This is a genomic window from Bradyrhizobium sp. 62 (assembly GCF_023073035.1).
GTDB lineage: Bacteria > Pseudomonadota > Alphaproteobacteria > Rhizobiales > Xanthobacteraceae > Bradyrhizobium.
The window spans coordinates 130,712-147,461 of sequence record NZ_JADPIT010000016.1; the positions used below are offsets into that span (position 1 = coordinate 130,712).

A 16,750-nucleotide genomic window follows, 5' to 3' on the forward strand; every position below is an offset into this window, starting at 1 on the left:
GGCGGCAACCTCTCGACCAATGCCGGCGGCAACCGCGTGATCCGCTACGGCATGACGCGCGAGCTGGTGCTCGGGCTCGAAGTCGTGCTGCCCGACGGCACCATCATCACCAGCCTCAACAAGCTGATGAAGAACAATGCCGGCTATGATCTGAAGCATCTCTTCATCGGCTCGGAAGGCACGCTCGGCATCATCACCCGCGTGGTGCTGCGGCTATTTCCAAAACCGCGCTCGACCATGGCCGCGCTCTGCGCGCTCGAGGACTATGCCGCGGTGATCGCGCTGCTCGGCGCCGCGCGAAGCGGGCTCGGCCCGCTGCTGTCGGCGTTCGAGGTGATGTGGCCGGACTATTGGGACGTGATCACGAATCGCGCCGGCGTCAAGCCGCCGGTCGGGGCAGGCCACGGCCTCTACGTGCTGGTCGAAGCGCAGGGCACCGACGAGAGCCTCGACGCGCCGCGCTTCCAAAGCTGGCTCGAAGAGCTGATGGAGCGCGGGCTGCTCGCCGACGCTGCCGTGGCGCAATCGCTGACGCAGACGCAAAGCTTCTGGCGCGTGCGCGACATCTGTGCCGAGTTCGGCCAGGTGCTGGGGCCGCACATCTCCTACGACATCGGCCTTGCCGTGGCGCGGATGGACGAGTTCGTCACGCGCTGCAAGGCGGCGCTCGCAAAGGGCATCGAGGGATGCGAGAGCGTCTATTACGGCCATATCGGCGACGGCAATCTGCATCTCGTCTCCTGGGTGACTGGCCTTGCCGTCGAGCAGCAGCCGAAGGAAGCGATGGACGCGATCATCTACGGTCTCGTGCGTGAGATGGGCGGCAGCGTCTCCGCCGAGCACGGCATCGGCACGCTGAAGAAGAAGTGGCTGGGTCATGCCCGCAGTGAGGTCGAGATCGCGCTGATGCGGACGCTGAAGGCCGCGCTCGATCCCGATCATCTGCTCAACCCAGGCAAGGTGATCTGAGAGAGCCGATGCGATCGCTGAAGCTCGATGCACCGAAATCGCTGTCGCAACGGGTCGTGCAGCGGCTGCGCCAGGCCATCATCGACGGCGAGTTCGCGCTGGGTGCAACCATCTCGGAGGAGATGGTGGCAAATTCCTTCGGCGTCAGCCGCACCCCGGTGCGCGAGGCGATGGGTCAGTTGCAGGCGCAGGGCCTCGTGGTGATCCGCCCGCAGGTCGGCAGTTTTGTCTTTACGCCAAGCGCCGAAGACATCACCGCGCTCTGCACGTTCCGAATCGCGCTGGAGCCCAAGGCAGCCGAGCTCGCCTTCCACCATGATCGCGCCGGTGCGATCGCGACGATGAGCGAGGCGATCGCGGCGATGGAGCCGGCGATCGCAGCCAGGGACAATATCGCCTACGGGCGCGCCGATGCCGCTTTTCACGAGGCGCTGTTCGCCCATTGCGGCAACCGCTATCTCGCCGAATCCTATCAGCTCGCATCCAGCCGCGTCGCAGCACTGCGCACCAATTTGACTTCGCCGATCGACGTGCGCACACGCACGTCCTTCGACGAGCATCGCAAGCTGCTCGATCTGTTCGCCCGCGGCGAACTCGCCGCCTTCGCGATGCTGATGACCACGCACGTCACCAATTCGGGCGTGGTCTACGCAAAAGCGCTGCAGGTGGATTGAGCGCTGCTACCGCGCGCCTTTCGTGCCGGGCCTGTCCAGAAAATCCAGCGCGGTGTTGATCTGCTCGAGCTGGTGTTCGATTTTGTCGCGGTCCTCGACCGTGGGCGCCTTCTCGAGCTGCTCAACGAGCTTCTGCTTTCGCAACAGCAAGTTCTCTATGACTGTACTCACGGCTCCCCCATCCGCCAAAGGCGAACATCGGGGCGATATTAAACCCCGGGCGCGAGCGCGCGCCAGCCGGGCCGGCGCAAACCCTGCATCAGAATGTTCGTGAGGGCAGTTGGTTCCTGCGCGTGATCCGAGAACATGGATCCGCTGGCGCGCTTAATGGGTCGAGCCTACGCCCGCGAGTTGCACCGGTGCGATCTGGGTACGGGTGACGGAGACCGAGAACAGCGCCAGCAGCGCGCACAGCATGCAGAGTCTCATCCGCACTGTCCTGCGATCGGTGATCGGCAGGAACAGGAAAAACATCATCGCCAGGATCAGCAGCATGTCGACCACAAACATCGATCTCTCCCTTGAAACGAGGCAGAGCATGACGCGGTGCAGGCTGGGCGGTATGTGGACGGCGTCACACAGCTGATGGCGGCGCTCGCGAACGGTTAACGCGGTCGCAGCCCGGGCTGCCGGCCACGGAACCGGATCTTTCACCTGCCCGTCGGTTGTATTCGCCGTCCCGGAGTCCTATGCGTAGGCGCCATGGACATCCAGATCACCGCCGCCGAAAAGCCCCTGATGGCGCAGGCACGCCCGCACAAGCCGGCGCCATTCCTCCCGATGAGCCGCGCCGAGATGGATGCGCTCGGCTGGGACGCCTGCGACATCGTGCTGGTGACGGGCGATGCCTATGTCGACCATCCCAGCTTCGGCATGGCCATCATCGGCCGCCTGCTGGAGGCGCAGGGTTTTCGTGTCGGCATCATCTCGCAGCCGGACTGGCATTCGGCCGAGCCGTTCAAAGCGTTGGGCAAGCCAAAAGTCTTCTTCGGCGTCACCGGCGGCAACATGGACTCCATGGTGAACCGCTACACGGCGGATCGCCGGCTGCGCCATGACGATGCCTATACCGCGGGCGGCGAAGGCGGCAAGCGGCCGGACCGCTGCACGGTGGTGTACGCGCAGCGTTGCCGCGAGGCGTTCAAGGGCGTCCCGGTCGTGCTCGGCGGCATCGAGGCCTCGCTGCGCCGGATCGCGCATTACGATTACTGGTCCGACAAGGTACGCCGCTCTGTGCTGGCGGACGCCAAGGCGGACCTCTTGCTCTACGGCAATGCCGAGCGGGCCGTCGTCGAAGTGGCCAACCGTCTTGCCGCCGGCGAAGCGCCGCGCGAGCTCGACGACATCAGGGGTGTCGCGCTGTTCCGCCGGGTCCCTGAGGACTACGTCGAGCTGCACGCCGACGATATCGACTCCGCCGACGAAGGCGCTTCGCGCACCAAAGGCCTGACCGTGATCCGGCTGCCGGCTTTGGAGCAGGTCGAGCAGGACAAGGAGGCCTATGCCCGCGCGTCACGCGTGCTGCACCGGGAGAGCAATCCCGGCAATGCGCGGCCGCTGGTGCAGCGCCACGGCGATCGCGATCTCTGGCTCAACCCGCCGCCGATCCCGCTGACTAGCGAGGAGATGGACGCAGTCTACGATCTTCCCTACGCGCGCGCCCCGCATCCGTCCTATGGCGAAGCCAAAATCCCCGCCTGGGACATGATCAAATTCTCGGTGACGATCATGCGCGGCTGTTTCGGCGGCTGCACCTTCTGCTCGATCACCGAGCACGAGGGCCGCATCATTCAGAACCGCTCCGAGGGCTCGATCCTGCGCGAGATCGAGAAGATCCGCGACAAGACGCCCGGCTTCACCGGCGTCATCTCGGACATCGGCGGTCCCACCGCCAACATGTACCGGATGGCGTGCAAGGATCCCAAGGTCGAGGCGGCGTGCCGGCGGCCCTCCTGCGTCTTCCCGGAGATCTGCCCGAACCTCAACACCTCGCATGACGATCTGATCCGGCTCTATCGCAAGGTGCGCGAGACCAAGGGCATCAAGAAGGTGATGGTCGCCTCCGGCGTGCGCTACGACCTCGCGGTCGAAAGCCCCGAATACATCAAGGAGCTCGTCACCCATCACGTCGGCGGCTATCTGAAGATCGCGCCTGAACATACCGAGCGCGGGCCGCTCGACAAGATGATGAAGCCCGGCATCGGCGCCTACAACCAGTTCAAGCGCATGTTCGATGCCGCGGCCGAACAGGCCGGCAAGAAATACTATCTGATCCCGTATTTCATCGCGGCGCATCCGGGCACGACCGACGAGGACATGATGAACCTCGCGCTGTGGCTGAAGAAGAACCGCTACCGCGCGGATCAAGTGCAGACCTTCCTGCCCTCGCCGATGGCGACCGCGACGGCGATGTACCACACCGGCGTCAACCCGCTGCGCGGCGTGCGGCGCGGCGGCAGCGACAAGGTCGAGGCGATCAAGGGCCTGCGCCAGCGCCGCCTGCACAAGGCCTTCCTGCGCTACCACGACCCCGACAACTGGCCGGTGCTGCGTGAAGCCCTGAAAGAGATGGGCCGCGCCGATCTGATCGGCTCGCGCCCCGACCAGCTGGTCCCCGCGCACCAGCCGCCCGGCACCGGCAAGGCCGCCGGCACGCGGCGACCGGTTCGTCCAGACGGCAAGACGCAGCGGTTCACGACCAAGAATCTGCGGGTGATGAAGTAGCGGGCGAGCCGGGCCAGGTCCGGTTCATCCTCGCACTGTCGTGCTCTCAAAACAAAAACCTCGAAAACAACCCCATGCACAGTAGCCGGCATGTGCGGGATCAATGACTTAGGTGCTTTGCGAATCCGTTGAATCCGGCGGGCGAGATAACAAAAAAACGAAAATTAGGTTTTGGCGAAATATTGACTCGTCGGGCAAAACAGGCGCACGATGCCATTGTCGCGGCACGCGTGACAGGGCGAGCCCCAACCGCTACTCCGTATCGATATCCTCGAGCTTCACACCACCTCGCGCGCAGGCTCGAAACAATCGTCCTCAGACTTGAATCCATTCAACACAGCAGACTCGGTGCGCGCCCGGATGCGCTGGGGAGCGTAGTCGTAAACGCGCTAGCTCGCGGGGTAGCCGGTGTCCGCTCTGTCCGCGAAACCGGACATGGCCAGTCCGGCTTTGTGAGTCAGCTTCGGGCCAGCAGCGGAAGTGCTGGCTCTGCGTTGCTGCTGACCCAGTTTACTTTCTCATCGGACCTAGAAGGTCCCCAAGCATATGCCTCTTCGGGGCTGCTAAACGCTCGTATGATGGGTTCGGAGAAGCCAAGCACCTCGTAGCAGTAGTCGCCTCCGACAAAGGAGAAGTGCCGCGGCTTCCGACCGACCGGATCGGTCGCAGCGTAGGCTTTCAGCAATGCCGAGTTCTCAGCTTCTTTAATGTAGACTCCGCCGTCGTAGCGGCCAGTTGTTTTGTCCCCGTGATCGGCGACCGAATAGATCATTTCTTCGATGCCCGAATAGATCTCGCAGGACATTTCGATGCCGTAAGCGCGAAGGCCGGGGTTCGGTGCCACCACGATGAGATAGAGAACGCCGCGCCAAAGGCCTTGATCGAAAACAAAAGGTGGGCGTTCGATGCCATCGATTATCGAAGGGTGGGCCGCCATTTGATAGTGGAATCAGGAAATAACTGGAGTCCTTTTCGGTTTGAAAGTTGCGTCATGCCGACAACAAGGCGCTGGGTCAAGATTGTCGCAATGGCCAGAAGCAGACCTCGCAGCTCATTGGGCTTTCTATTCCGCCGTCGAGGGCGGAGTGGACCTCTCTTCCCCTGGGAGAAAAGGTGGCGTCACCCGAACTGCGCGACCACGGCCGACCACAGACGCCAGATTTCGGGGGACTTTTCATCGACGGCGGTCTGCACCATGACCAGCTTCGAGGGCGGATCAACGAGGATGCGCTGCCCGAGGTGCCCCAAGAGCGCGAATTGCCGTCTGCTGCCGGGAAACAGGTAGACCTGATAGCCGTACCCGAACCCTTCCTCGGCTTTTGCCAGATACGTCTCGGACGCAAGCACCGTGGTCGCATCAATCATCCACTGTGCCGGTATTATCTGTTTGCCTTCCCACGCTCCGTTGTGGGCCAGCAGACGGGCGAGCCCCGCGTAATCGCGCAGTACCGCATTGAAGAACCCGTGCGCTACCTCACGGCCATCCGCATCAATCAGCCATTTGGCATCCGCTTCCGTGCCGATCGGCTGCCAAACTTTTTCCTGGAGATAGCCGCACATTGATTGACCGGTCGCGTAATGCAGCACGAGACCAAGCACGTCCGTCTCGATACTGGCGTAATGGAATCGCGTCCCCGGCGGCGCGATCCGTTGGTTGAATTGCGCGATGCTGGCAACGGTGCCTTTTTGGGAAAACCAGTGTTTGCGCACCATGTCGCCCCACAGGCGATCGAGGTCGTCTCCGCTGCCTTTCGCTTCATCGTTCTCTTCACCGAACTTCACGCCAGACGACATGTGCAGCAGCGCGCGGATCGGCGTTGCACCGTATTCCGTGCCCTTCAAGCCGGGAACATAGGTCTCCGCAGCATCGTCGATCGACTTGATCGCGCCTTCCGCGGTCGCGATCCCTACCAGCATGCCGGTGATAGATTTTGCCATCGACTGCGATATCAGCCGGTCTCGATCGGTGCGGCCGTACTGATAGCACTCAACCAGAATCCGGTCGTCCTTAGCGATCAACAGGCCCGTCACCGGATTGCGCGACAGATAATCCGCAAGCGAAGCGCGGTTTCCCTTGTACTGGTAGCTGACATCCGCCGGCGTTCGCTTGAATGGCCAGGATGTGGCCGCGCGATCGACGTGGCGTGTCGGGAATATCTCATCGTAATGACTGAATGCGCCGACGCGGTATTTTGGCGAGGCCGGATTGCCGGGCTGGAAGATCCTCCACCGGTCCTTGATCGGGTAGTTCTCGGCCGCGCCGTAAAGTTCGGCGTCCGGGCCATCGGCGAAAAAGGACGGACCACCACCGATTTCGGCAGCCCAACTCCATTTCGCCGGCGCCGCAACGCAGGTTGCCGCAAGTCCGGTCAGCATAGAGCGTCGCGAGAGTGCATTCCCGGCGCTGGTATCGGACTTTAAAGGCCTTCTCATTGCTCATTGCTCCAAGCTACCGCTGCGCCGCTTGCAAGAGTGATAAAATCGCGCCTTCGCAAACCTGGCCCATCCGACCTTGAAATCGCTGGAGAGGCGCCAACTGCTCCTCACCGCGAATGCTACGGCGCGTAACATTGAGCCAAGCAGCGTGCTATGTCAATGGCCTACAGCTTTTGAGCGAGGTCCGATTTGGGTCGATTTTGTTGCAAAAGTCGGTCACAAGCGGACCTGCACCGGCTGCTCGCAGCAGGTCAACTGTGGGCCAAGAGGAGACTAACCAGTCTGGGCGCGAACATACGTCTCCGCTTCTTCGAGCAGGTGATCGAGCGAGCTAACGGCCGTATCGAGCACCAGGTGTTCTCGATCCCACGGTTCATAGTCTCCGCTCACTACCTCAGCCCACGTTGGCTGCTTGAGACCGCTGATGTCTGAGGTGCGTGTTTCCACTCGTTGTCGATGCAAGATCAGGTCGCAGCAAACCACTTCAATCTCAACGACGCATGCCGACTTCTGGGCGGCGATCTGTCGCCATCCGACGCGGCTTGCCAAGACTGGATTTACGCAGTCTACGACAACGACACGACCAAGCTCGAGATTTTCAGCCGCGAGTGCGGTGGCTACCACATAGCCCATGGCCCGACCGTATGACCTGCGGTCCGTAGCGTCTGCTCAACGGCATCGATACGAAGGTACGTGGCCGCGAGACGTCCGGTCAGCTCCCGAGAAAGCGTTGTCTTGCCCGTGCCGGGAAGGCCGCCAAAGACCATCAGCACAGATGGACGGCTTGTCATGCGACATCCCGGATCGATGACCTTCCAGTATGAACGGCAAAAAGTTCTGGATCATGCCAGAGCTTTGGAATGCACAATGATACATCCTTCGCGATGGCGGAACCGCGGAACTCGTAGCTCAGACGCCCGGTTCCGGGTCAACACGGTTCCTGGATTAACAAATGACCAGAGCGTTCCACACGTAGATCGGCGACGTGTGTCTCGCGCGCTACAGCAAATTCGGTGAGTTGGGTTAGCGTTTGGCACACGTTCTTTAAACCTGAGAGACTCGAAATGAAAAAGTTCCTTCTGGCTACTGTCGCTTTTGCCGCCCTAGCGGGTACAGCATCGGCGGCTGATATGGCCGCGCGTCCTTACACCAAAGCCCCACCGATGGCGGCCTCGCCGATTTACAACTGGACCGGCTTTTACATCGGCGGTCACGTCGGCGGCGCATTCGGCGGCAGCAACAACATTCTGGCCCCCGGCTTCACCGGCACCAGCAGCAACGATGGTGTGTTCATGGGCGGCGCGCAGGTCGGTTACGACCATCAGTTCTCGCCGAACTGGGTGCTGGGCATTGAAGCGAACTACAGCTTCCTCGACACCAACAACAATCCCTTCGTCAACCGTGGGCTCGGTTCGGTCACCGGTCGCCTCGGCTACACCTGGGGTCCGGCGCTGGTGTACGTCAAAGGCGGTTACGCCTGGGCTGACTCCCGCCTTACGAACGGTTTCGGCGGCGGCACCTTCACCAACAACGGCGGTGGTCGCGACGGCTACACCGTGGGCGGTGGTCTCGAATACATGTTCGCCCAGAACTGGTCGGGCAAGGTCGAATACCAGTACTACGACTTCGGCACGCGGAACGCTCTCTTCACCAGCGCCGGCGGTGTTGTTACCGCCGTCGGCTTCCGCAATGACGAGCACACCATCAAGGCCGGCCTGAACTACCGGTTCAATTGGGGCGCCGCGTCGGCTTCTCGTTACTGACGGCTTACATAATATCCTCAAGGGGCCAGCCATACGGGCTGGCCCCTTCTGCTAAGACGGAATGGCTGGCGCGAGTTGGCGGCTTGCGTTTTTACGAAGCTCTCCAGAAACTACTTGATGTCAGCTACGGGGCAACAGCGGTCCGCGGCCGGCTGCGCGCGGCAAGTCAGCGGTGGGCTAGAAGCGGACATATGAATTGAAGAGAAGCCGGGCCCTAACGGGTACGCGCCTGGTCAAGGAAACCAACCCACTCCTCGCTGATGATGTGGTAAAACAAGCCTGGTGGAACGGCGCCCAGATCGGCAAGATCACTTGCCGAGACCGCGGCCGGCTTAGGAGTTAGCCTCGCTCGTGAATTAGCTAAATCGCTCAGTCTGAGCGGTGCAAAGCATGGCGTGCTTGCTGCTTTGTCCGCTTAGTGTGCTTCCCCCGGGCGGCATCACATACGAGCACACGCCTTTTCACGTTTGCCGTCTTTCCTACGGCCGAGGTGTCGCAAACTCCTCCCGTCGTCCATATGTTGCCTTCATGAAAAAGATCGGATTCCTCTCCTTCGGGCATTGGACGCCCTCGCCGCAATCGCAGACCCGCTCGGCCGCGGACACGCTGCTGCAATCGATCGAGCTTGCGGTTGCGGCCGAAGAACTCGGCGCCGACGGCGCCTATTTTCGCGTGCACCATTTTGCGCGGCAGCTCGCCTCCCCCTTTCCGCTGCTGGCCGCTGTCGGCGCCAGGACCAGCAAGATCGAGATCGGCACGGCCGTGATCGACATGCGCTACGAGAATCCGCTGTACATGGCGGAGGACGCGGGCTCCGCCGACCTCATCGCCGGCGGGCGGCTGCAGCTCGGCATCAGCCGCGGCTCGCCCGAGCAGGTGATCGACGGCTGGCGCTATTTCGGCTACCAGCCGGCCGAGGGCGAGAGCGACGCCGAGATGGGCCGGCGTCATGCCGAGGTCTTTCTCGACATCTTGCGCGGCGAAGGTTTTGCAAAGCCCAACCCGCAGCCGATGTTCCCAAATCCACCGGGCCTCCTGCGGCTCGAGCCGCATGCGGAAGGCCTGCGCGAACGGATCTGGTGGGGTGCCGGTTCCAACGCGACCGCGGTCTGGGCCGCCAAGCACGGCATGAATCTGCAGAGCTCGACGCTGAAGAACGACGAGACCGGCGAAGCCTTCCATGTGCAGCAGGCCGCGCAGATCCGCGCCTATCGCGCCGCGTGGAAAGAGGCCGGCCATACCCGCGAGCCCCGCGTGTCCGTCAGCCGCAGCATCTTCGCGCTGGCCGACGATCGCGACCGCGCCTATTTCGGCGGCGAGCGCGGCAGCGAGGACCAGGTCGGCTTCATCGACCCGCGCACCCGCGCGATCTTCGGCCGCTCCTATGCCGCGGAGCCGGATGTGCTGATCGAGCAGCTCCGAGCGGACGAGGCGATTGCGGAGGCGGACACGCTGCTGCTGACGATCCCGAACCAGCTCGGTGTCGACTATTGCGCGCACGCCATCGAGGCGATCCTCACGCACGTGGCGCCTGCGCTTGGGTGGCGCTGAGGCGAACGATCGACTTGGCGAAGCGCGCGCTCTCAAAACAAAGCCGCGCTGGCAGCCTGTCCGTAGATCATTGCGGCCACGAGAGAGAGCAGCAAGCCCGCGCCCGAAAAGATCACGAGGACTTTCAGAGTTTCGACGTCGACGTCGGTTCTCGTCGCGCGGGATATCGCCTTTGCAAGTGCAGCCATCATCGCCAGCTCCGAACACGCCGCGCGGAGGCACGGCCTATTCCATCTAGCGTGATTGGGCGCATTTGCGTGTGAAGCAGATTACAGGTGATCTTGCGTGCTGAACCTCACACGGCAGCGATGCGCGAAGAAGATCCAACCGGATTGTCTCGCCTTGGCGCCAAGGATGCCGCCAGCAGACAAACGCTGATCCGGCCGTCAAATCCCGCCGGGAAGCTCAACGCCGGCTTCCGTCAGGTCACGGAGGAATTTCCGCACCAGGAGCATGTTGGTTCTCTGCAGCTCGTGATTGTTGCCGAACTTGAACTGGTTGGCTTCGGTTACGATCAGTCCCTGGTCGGTCTCGCGGAAAATGCCTTGCTTCTTCAAGCGATCGGCGCGCCGCCGGACGGTTTCGATCGGCAGACCGAAAAAGCGGGACAGGGCGGCACGGGAAACGCCCTGCTTGATCTTATCCGGCTCAACCGCCTGGATACTGCCAAATTGCCGGTCCAGTTCGGGGTTCTTCATGATCTTGAGAACGTTGGCGTTCAAGACCGCATGAATGATCATCAAGTCCAGCGGATCGAAATCGTAGTGGCGGAACATTTCGCTGGCTGCGCACAGCATGTAGGCCAACGAGTGGCGAGAGACGGTTCGGATCAAATCCGCCGCGATGTCCTCGCCTTCAGTCGTACCAACCATGGCCAGTGCCCGCTTCTACGGATGTCCGGTTCGACGCCCACAAGCCGGTTCTATGTATCCGTGGCGCACCGCGCGTGAGGCAGGACCGGTCTGCTGTTTCCCCCAATATGGGTATGGCCGCGGTTCCATCGGGTCAATAGCTGGCTTGTCGGCAATATCATTTTCACCGATACGAGGTTGAGTTGCCGGGCGCGCAATTGGCGCGTGCCAATTGTGGTCATGGACCAAATGACATTTATCATCGAAGCTATTAGAGACGACTGCCGCACCGTGGATTTCCGTGACAGCGCGATCGTTGCGGTGATCCTGGCCCGCAAGCACGCGGTGAATGGTTTTGTGGTTTCGATCACGGCTCCGGACGGACAGTTTTTTTCAGCCGATCAGTTCAACCGTTTGCTGGCGAGCAGGGGGCTTGGTTCGAATCCAGCGGCGCAGGAAGTTGGGCGGCGCTAAGGGGGCGTTGTTACGCGCCATCTTGGAACCGGTGCAACCATTTGCAGCGGCTTCGGTGAGCGGTGCGAGCAGGGCATCGTCGGCGCGCCGGCCGATTGGATAGAGACTGATCTGCGGAATGTAGCCCTAGGTTTTCGGAAATCGCATTCGTCTTCGCCCGATCAGTGCTCGACCAAGGGAATGAAGAGATCCGAGCCTATGATCCATTCACGGAGCCCGCCCGGGAGCAGTGGCTCGCGCTGGACGAACAAGAACGTATCGATCGTGTGACGGAGTATCATCGGCGCGCGCGGATCCGCCTCACGCGCGCGACATTGCACGCCGTTATTCACGCCATCATGGAGAACCAGCTTGCTGATGCCGAACTACCGGTGCGAGGCACGGCGCAGCGACCGATGTCCGAAGGGCTCGATCGTCACGAAGCCATCCATGCGATCGGCTCGGTGCTGGTCGGATACTTGAACGACCGGATGCGCGGACTCAGGTCGGGCGGCGGCGACCTCGATACGAGGTCCGAGCAGGATCTGAACGAGGCTTATTTCGCCGAGCTGGAAGCCTTGACCGCGGAAGGATGACTTCACCGCGGAAGGATGACTTCGGTCCGCGTGACCAGGCGACAGTCGGTACCGAAATGGCGCGCCCGGAACGATTCGAACGTCCGACCCTCAGATTCGTAGTCTGATGCTCTATCCAGCTGAGCTACGGGCGCGTTTTTCGCTGACAGTGCGGGCGTTGCCCGCAGGCAGCCCCCGGCGACGCCGGAGGGGTGCGAAAGAGCGCTCTGACTAACCGCTCTTGCCCCGATTGGCAAGGTCCGGATTGGGGAGATTTTGCTGGGAAATGAGAGTTTCCGCACTCAACCGCGAGCCGACTATGCCCGCGCCCGCTCGTTACGGACGGAGAGCAGTTCCACGGGGCGGTCGGGGATGACGATCCGGAAGGTGGCGCCGATGGTGCCTTCGACCAGATGGATGTCGCCGCCATGGGCGCGGACCAGCTCGGCGGCGATGGCAAGGCCGAGGCCGCTGCCGCCGGGGCGGCCGGAGGTCTGGAACGCCTCGAACAGGTGATCGCGGGTCCTCTGGGGCACGCCGGGGCCGGTGTCGGAGACCTCGAGGATGGCGACCGCGCCCTCGCGTTTTCCCGTGATCCGGATCTGCTGCGCGCCGCCCTCGGCCGAGGCATGGCTTTCCAGCGCCTGGGCGGCGTTGCGGACGAGGTTGAGCAGCACGCGAAACAGCTGGTCGGGATCGGCGTCGACCGCGAGCCCGCGCTCGATTGCGGCGACCCAGGAGATCGAGGCGTCGGAGGCAAGGCCGGCGGTCTCGCGCACCTCCAGCACCACCGGCTCGATCATGATCATGCGCCGGTCGGGCGCGGCTTCCTGGGCGCGGCCATAGGACAATGTCGACTGGCAGAAGGCGATGGCGCGCTCGAGCGAGCGCACGAGCTTTGGCGCAAAGCGCTGCACCCGCGGATCCGGCACGCTGGCGAGCTGGTCCGACAGGAGTTGCGCCGAGGCCAGCAGATTGCGCAGATCGTGATTGATCTTGGACACTGCGAGGCCGAGGGCGGCGAGTCGGCTCTTCTGATGCAGCATCGACATCAGGTCGCGTTGCATGTCCGACAATTCGCGCTCGGCGACCCCGATCTCGTCGCTGCGCTGGCTCGGCACGATGATCCCCGCCGAACTCTCGGGATTTTCGTGGAAGCCGACCAGGCTCGCGGTCAGCCGCCGCATCGGGCGCACGAAGAGATAATGCATGGCGAGATAGACGAGGCCGGCGGTCAGCACCGCGATGATGAGCGCGACCACCACGACGTTGCGGGAGAAGCGGTACATCGACTGCCGCAGCGGCAGCTCGTCCGTGACGATCTCCATGAACTGGGCGTTGCCGACGCCCGGCCCGACGATCCGGATGGCCTGGTTGCCGGTCTCCAGCATCATCCGGAACGAGCCGGTGATCGCCTCCCACGCCGTCATGTCGCGCAGGTCGATGTCGTGCTCGATGGCGGCCGGCAGATTGTCGCTGGCGAGCAGACGGCGCTGCTGGCCCATCTTGATGGCGACGGCGCGCGCATTGATGCTCTTCAGGATCTGGCGCGAGAGCGAATCGGGGACCATGCCGAGCGGCGCGGCATCGAGCACCAGCGCCGCCGTGTTGGCCGCCGCGACGCGGTCGTTGAGCCGGTTGACCCAGAAGTTGGCGATGGCGGGCACGTAGAGCAGGATGGCCGCGATCATCACCAGGGGAACGGTGAGCAGCAGCAGCTTGCCGGACAGCCCAAGCCCGCGCGTCCCCCGCGGCAGCGCCGTCGGCGGGTCCCGCTGATCCCCATCCTGGATCGGCTGGAGGTCTGTCGCTGCCACGAAATTCGCCCTCGCTGCCTTTACCGGATTAAAGATGTCGCCGGGTGAAGGGTCTTGGCGCGTATCAAGATGCGGCCCGCCCCCAGCGCGGTCAAATTACAGATCGTCAATCTGCCAAGGTCGGATGTAAGCGCAGATTTGGCGAGTCGCCACCTCAAGGGTTAAAAACCCCGCACAAACAGCGATATTCGCCGGAATTGAGCGCTTGTGCGGCGTTGACGAAAAGAAGGCGCTCGCTTATAAGCCGGCCAATTGTCCGCGATGACCCGGTGTGACCGCCGGGAGCGGCTCTCTTGGGGCCGAAAAAGGCCCGTTTTGGGCAGCATCTTCCGGACTTTATCATCAATTCTACAGGCAAATTGCCCGGTCAGCGGAGAAAAACCCGTGAAGCGGACTTATCAACCCAGCAAACTGGTGCGCAAGCGCCGTCACGGCTTCCGTGCCCGTCTCGCCACGGCCGGCGGCCGAAAGGTGCTCGCCGCCCGCCGCGCCCGCGGCCGCAAGCGTCTGAGCGCCTGAGCCGGACCCCCTTTTTGGGATTTCATCATGGATCGGCTGAGGCAGCGGGCGGATTTCCTCGCCGTTGCCAATGGCGCGCGGGTGAATAGTCCTGCGTTCGTCCTGCAACGCCTTGACCGCCAAAGCCTTGACCACGACGATCGCGGCCCGATCCGGATCGGCTTCACCGTCACCAAAAAGAACGGCAACGCCCCCGAGCGCAATCGCATCCGGCGCCGGCTTCGCGAACTGGTGAAGCGGCTCGATCCGATGTCGATGCAGCCCCATCATGATTATGTGCTGGTCGGCCGAAGGGACGCGCTCTCCCGCGGCTTCGCCACCATGCTCGACGATCTGCGCATGGCGTTCGCGAAGCCCGCGCGGCATACGCACAAGGGACGCGGCCCAAAAACCAACTCAAGAACCGACGGCTCAAAGCCCGGCCCCGCTCCTGCGACCAGCCGCAAACCGGATTGATGACGAGAGAATGATGACTGACAACCGCAATACCATCCTCGCCGTCATTCTGTCGGGCTTCGTGCTGATCGCCTGGCAATATTTCTACAACATGCCGGCGATGGAGAAGCAACGCGCCCTGCAACAGACGCAGGCCGAGCTGCATAAGACCACGCCGCAGCCGACGGCTTCCGGGACGCCGAGCGCCACGCCGCAGCCCGGCAGCGCAGGCGCGCCCTCCGCTCCCCAGATCGCCAATCAACCGGCCCAGCCGACCGTCAGCCGCGAGGCGGCGATTGCCGCCTCTCCGCGTGTCAAGATCGATACGCCCCGCTTGACCGGCAGCATTGCCTTGAAGGGCGCGCGCATCGACGATCTTGCGCTGGTGCAGTATCGCGAAACGGTCGACCCGAAGTCGCCGCCGATCATTCTCTATTCGCCGTCGGGCACCGCGGAGCCCTATTACGCCGAATTTGGCTGGGTAGCCGGAACGGCTGGCACAAAGGTGCCCGACCGGACCACCGATTGGCAGCAGGAGGGCGCCAACAGCCTGACGCCGTCCACGCCGGTCATGCTGAAATACGACAATGGCGAAGGCCTCACCTTCCGCCGCACCGTCACGATCGACGACCACTACCTCTTCAGCATCAAGGACGAGGTGACCAATGTCGGCAACGCGCCGGTCAAACTCTTTCCCTTCGCACTGATTTCGCGCCACGGCACGCCGCAGGTCTCGGGCTACTACATCCTGCATGAAGGCCTGATCGGTTACCTGGGCGAGCAGGGTTTGCAGGAGAAGGCCTATAAGGCTGTCGGCGAAGCACCCGCGATCGGCAACGGCGGACACGGGTTCGAATTCAACAACGTCACCAATGCATGGCTCGGTATTACCGACAAATATTGGGCGTCTGCGCTCCTTCCCGACACGTCGGCAACGCTCAAGGCCCGTTTCGTCGCCGAACCCGGCACCCAGATCCGATACCAGACCGACTATCTGCAAAGCGAGCAGACGGTCCCGATCGGCGGCACGACGACAACGAACGCGCGGCTGTTCGCGGGCGCCAAGGAAGCCGGCGTGGTCGGCATCAACTTCCCGCTCGCCGGCCATGGCGGCTACAACAAGGAGCTCGGCCTCAACCATTTCGACCTGTTGATCGACTGGGGCTGGTTCTACTTCATCACCAAGCCGATGTTCCTCGGCCTCGACTTCTTCTACCGCTTCTTCGGCAATTTCGGAATCTCGATCCTGCTCGTGACCGTGATCGTGAAGCTGTTGTTCTTCCCCTTGGCGAACAAGTCCTACGCCTCGATGGCGAAGATGAAGTCGGTCCAGCCGCAGCTTCAGGCTCTGAAGGAGCGCTTCCCCGACGACAAGGTGAAGCAGCAGCAGGAGATGATGGAAATCTACCGCAAGGAGAAGATCAATCCGGTCGCCGGCTGTCTTCCGGTGGTGATCCAGATCCCGGTGTTCTTCTCGCTCTACAAGGTGCTGTTCGTCACCATCGAGATGCGGCACGCGCCGTTCTTCGGCTGGATCAAGGATCTGTCCGCGCCGGACCCGACCAATCTGTTCAACCTGTTCGGGCTGATCCCGTTCGACCCGACCACGATCCCGCTGTTCGGCCACTACCTCGCGCTCGGCATCTGGCCGATCATCATGGGCATCACGATGTGGTTCCAGATGAAGCTGAATCCGACGCCGCCGGATCCGACGCAGCAGATGATCTTCAACTGGATGCCGCTGATCTTCACCTTCATGCTGGCGGGCTTCCCGGCGGGCCTCGTGATCTACTGGGCCTGGAACAACACGCTCTCGGTGCTGCAGCAGAGCTTCATCATGCGCCGCAACGGCGTGAAGGTGGAGCTGTTCGACAACCTCAAGGCGACGTTCGCGAAGAAGGCGACGTAGCGGTCGCCATTGCGAGGAGCGAAGCGAGGAAGCAATCTAGAGTCCCTCCGCGGATGCATTTCTGGATTGCTTCG

The 16,750-nt window shown here is 62.5% G+C and carries 18 protein-coding genes and 1 tRNA gene; 10 read left to right on the forward strand and 9 right to left on the reverse strand.

Features of this window, described 5'->3' with window-relative positions; all coding sequences use genetic code 11:
- On the forward strand, positions 1-969 hold a 969-nt coding region (locus tag IVB47_RS19590), incomplete at its 5' end, for an FAD-binding oxidoreductase (protein WP_247463458.1).
- Positions 970-977: 8 nt separating this feature from the next.
- A complete protein-coding gene (locus IVB47_RS19595; RefSeq protein ID WP_247463459.1) occupies positions 978-1,643 on the forward strand; it encodes a GntR family transcriptional regulator in 666 nt (221 codons plus the stop codon).
- Between the two features lie 6 nt (positions 1,644-1,649).
- Here the strand turns inward: IVB47_RS19595 and IVB47_RS19600 are convergent, their stop codons facing one another.
- Together IVB47_RS19600 and IVB47_RS19605 are read right to left on the reverse strand one after the other, a co-directional pair.
- On the reverse strand, positions 1,650-1,814 hold the full coding sequence (locus tag IVB47_RS19600; protein ID WP_007597654.1) for a hypothetical protein: 165 nt from the start codon (positions 1,812-1,814) through the stop codon (positions 1,650-1,652).
- A 153-nt stretch (positions 1,815-1,967) separates the two neighbouring features.
- Positions 1,968-2,153, reverse strand: coding sequence for a hypothetical protein (locus IVB47_RS19605; RefSeq protein ID WP_035961037.1), 186 nt, complete (start codon positions 2,151-2,153; stop codon positions 1,968-1,970).
- A 192-nt stretch (positions 2,154-2,345) separates the two neighbouring features.
- On the opposite strand from IVB47_RS19605, the gene IVB47_RS19610 reads away from it, so the two are divergent.
- Positions 2,346-4,367, forward strand: coding sequence for a YgiQ family radical SAM protein (locus IVB47_RS19610; RefSeq protein WP_247463461.1), 2,022 nt, complete (start codon positions 2,346-2,348; stop codon positions 4,365-4,367).
- A 457-nt stretch (positions 4,368-4,824) separates the two neighbouring features.
- On the opposite strand, the gene IVB47_RS19615 is transcribed toward IVB47_RS19610, so the two are convergent.
- The 3 genes from IVB47_RS19615 to IVB47_RS19625 all read right to left on the reverse strand — a co-directional run bounded on the left by IVB47_RS19615 (position 4,825) and on the right by IVB47_RS19625 (position 7,436).
- Positions 4,825-5,304, reverse strand: a complete 480-nt coding sequence (locus IVB47_RS19615; RefSeq protein WP_247463463.1) for a hypothetical protein — start codon at positions 5,302-5,304, stop codon at positions 4,825-4,827.
- Positions 5,305-5,486: 182 nt separating this feature from the next.
- The gene (locus IVB47_RS19620) at positions 5,487-6,743 is read right to left on the reverse strand and encodes a serine hydrolase (protein ID WP_247463465.1); all 1,257 of its coding nucleotides are present in this window, start codon (positions 6,741-6,743) and stop codon (positions 5,487-5,489) included.
- 333 nt (positions 6,744-7,076) lie between these two features.
- Positions 7,077-7,436, reverse strand: coding sequence for a hypothetical protein (locus tag IVB47_RS19625; RefSeq protein ID WP_247463467.1), 360 nt, complete (start codon positions 7,434-7,436; stop codon positions 7,077-7,079).
- 431 nt (positions 7,437-7,867) lie between these two features.
- Here IVB47_RS19625 and IVB47_RS19630 point away from each other — a divergent pair, with 431 nt between their 5' ends.
- Positions 7,868-8,566, forward strand: coding sequence for an outer membrane beta-barrel protein (locus IVB47_RS19630; RefSeq protein ID WP_247463469.1), 699 nt, complete (start codon positions 7,868-7,870; stop codon positions 8,564-8,566).
- 528 nt (positions 8,567-9,094) lie between these two features.
- Positions 9,095-10,117 (forward strand): LLM class flavin-dependent oxidoreductase, encoded by a 1,023-nt coding sequence (locus IVB47_RS19635; RefSeq protein WP_027565779.1) that lies wholly within the window; start codon positions 9,095-9,097, stop codon positions 10,115-10,117.
- A 32-nt stretch (positions 10,118-10,149) separates the two neighbouring features.
- Here IVB47_RS19635 and IVB47_RS19640 read toward each other — a convergent pair whose 3' ends face one another.
- Positions 10,150-10,308 (reverse strand): hypothetical protein, encoded by a 159-nt coding sequence (locus tag IVB47_RS19640; RefSeq protein ID WP_247463471.1) that lies wholly within the window; start codon positions 10,306-10,308, stop codon positions 10,150-10,152.
- A gap of 195 nt (positions 10,309-10,503) precedes the next feature.
- Complete coding sequence (locus tag IVB47_RS19645) at positions 10,504-10,914, reverse strand: hypothetical protein (protein WP_247464040.1); 411 nt, start codon at positions 10,912-10,914, stop codon at positions 10,504-10,506.
- Between the two features lie 303 nt (positions 10,915-11,217).
- Between IVB47_RS19645 and IVB47_RS19650 the strand changes: the two genes are divergently transcribed.
- Together IVB47_RS19650 and IVB47_RS19655 are read left to right on the forward strand one after the other, a co-directional pair.
- Complete coding sequence (locus IVB47_RS19650; RefSeq protein ID WP_247463473.1) at positions 11,218-11,442, forward strand: hypothetical protein; 225 nt, start codon at positions 11,218-11,220, stop codon at positions 11,440-11,442.
- A gap of 164 nt (positions 11,443-11,606) precedes the next feature.
- Positions 11,607-12,017, forward strand: coding sequence for a hypothetical protein (locus tag IVB47_RS19655; protein ID WP_247463475.1), 411 nt, complete (start codon positions 11,607-11,609; stop codon positions 12,015-12,017).
- Positions 12,018-12,074: 57 nt separating this feature from the next.
- Here IVB47_RS19655 and IVB47_RS19660 read toward each other — a convergent pair.
- Both IVB47_RS19660 and IVB47_RS19665 read right to left on the reverse strand, forming a co-directional pair.
- Positions 12,075-12,151 (reverse strand) — tRNA-Arg (locus IVB47_RS19660).
- A gap of 162 nt (positions 12,152-12,313) precedes the next feature.
- Positions 12,314-13,813, reverse strand: coding sequence for a HAMP domain-containing sensor histidine kinase (locus tag IVB47_RS19665; RefSeq protein WP_027565784.1), 1,500 nt, complete (start codon positions 13,811-13,813; stop codon positions 12,314-12,316).
- A gap of 384 nt (positions 13,814-14,197) precedes the next feature.
- Here IVB47_RS19665 and rpmH point away from each other — a divergent pair, with 384 nt between their 5' ends.
- Genes rpmH through yidC form a run of 3 tightly spaced genes read left to right on the forward strand, consistent with a single transcriptional unit; the run spans position 14,198 to position 16,676 of the window.
- Positions 14,198-14,332 carry a 50S ribosomal protein L34 gene (rpmH, locus tag IVB47_RS19670; protein ID WP_008542748.1) on the forward strand — a complete coding sequence of 45 codons (135 nt, stop codon included), beginning with the start codon at positions 14,198-14,200 and terminating at the stop codon, positions 14,330-14,332.
- Positions 14,333-14,359: 27 nt separating this feature from the next.
- Entirely contained in the window at positions 14,360-14,788 is a 429-nt protein-coding gene (gene rnpA, locus IVB47_RS19675) for a ribonuclease P protein component (protein ID WP_027565785.1), read from the forward strand.
- A gap of 13 nt (positions 14,789-14,801) precedes the next feature.
- Positions 14,802-16,676, forward strand: a complete 1,875-nt coding sequence (gene yidC / locus IVB47_RS19680; protein ID WP_247464044.1) for a membrane protein insertase YidC — start codon at positions 14,802-14,804, stop codon at positions 16,674-16,676.
- Positions 16,677-16,750: the final 74 nt, after the last annotated feature.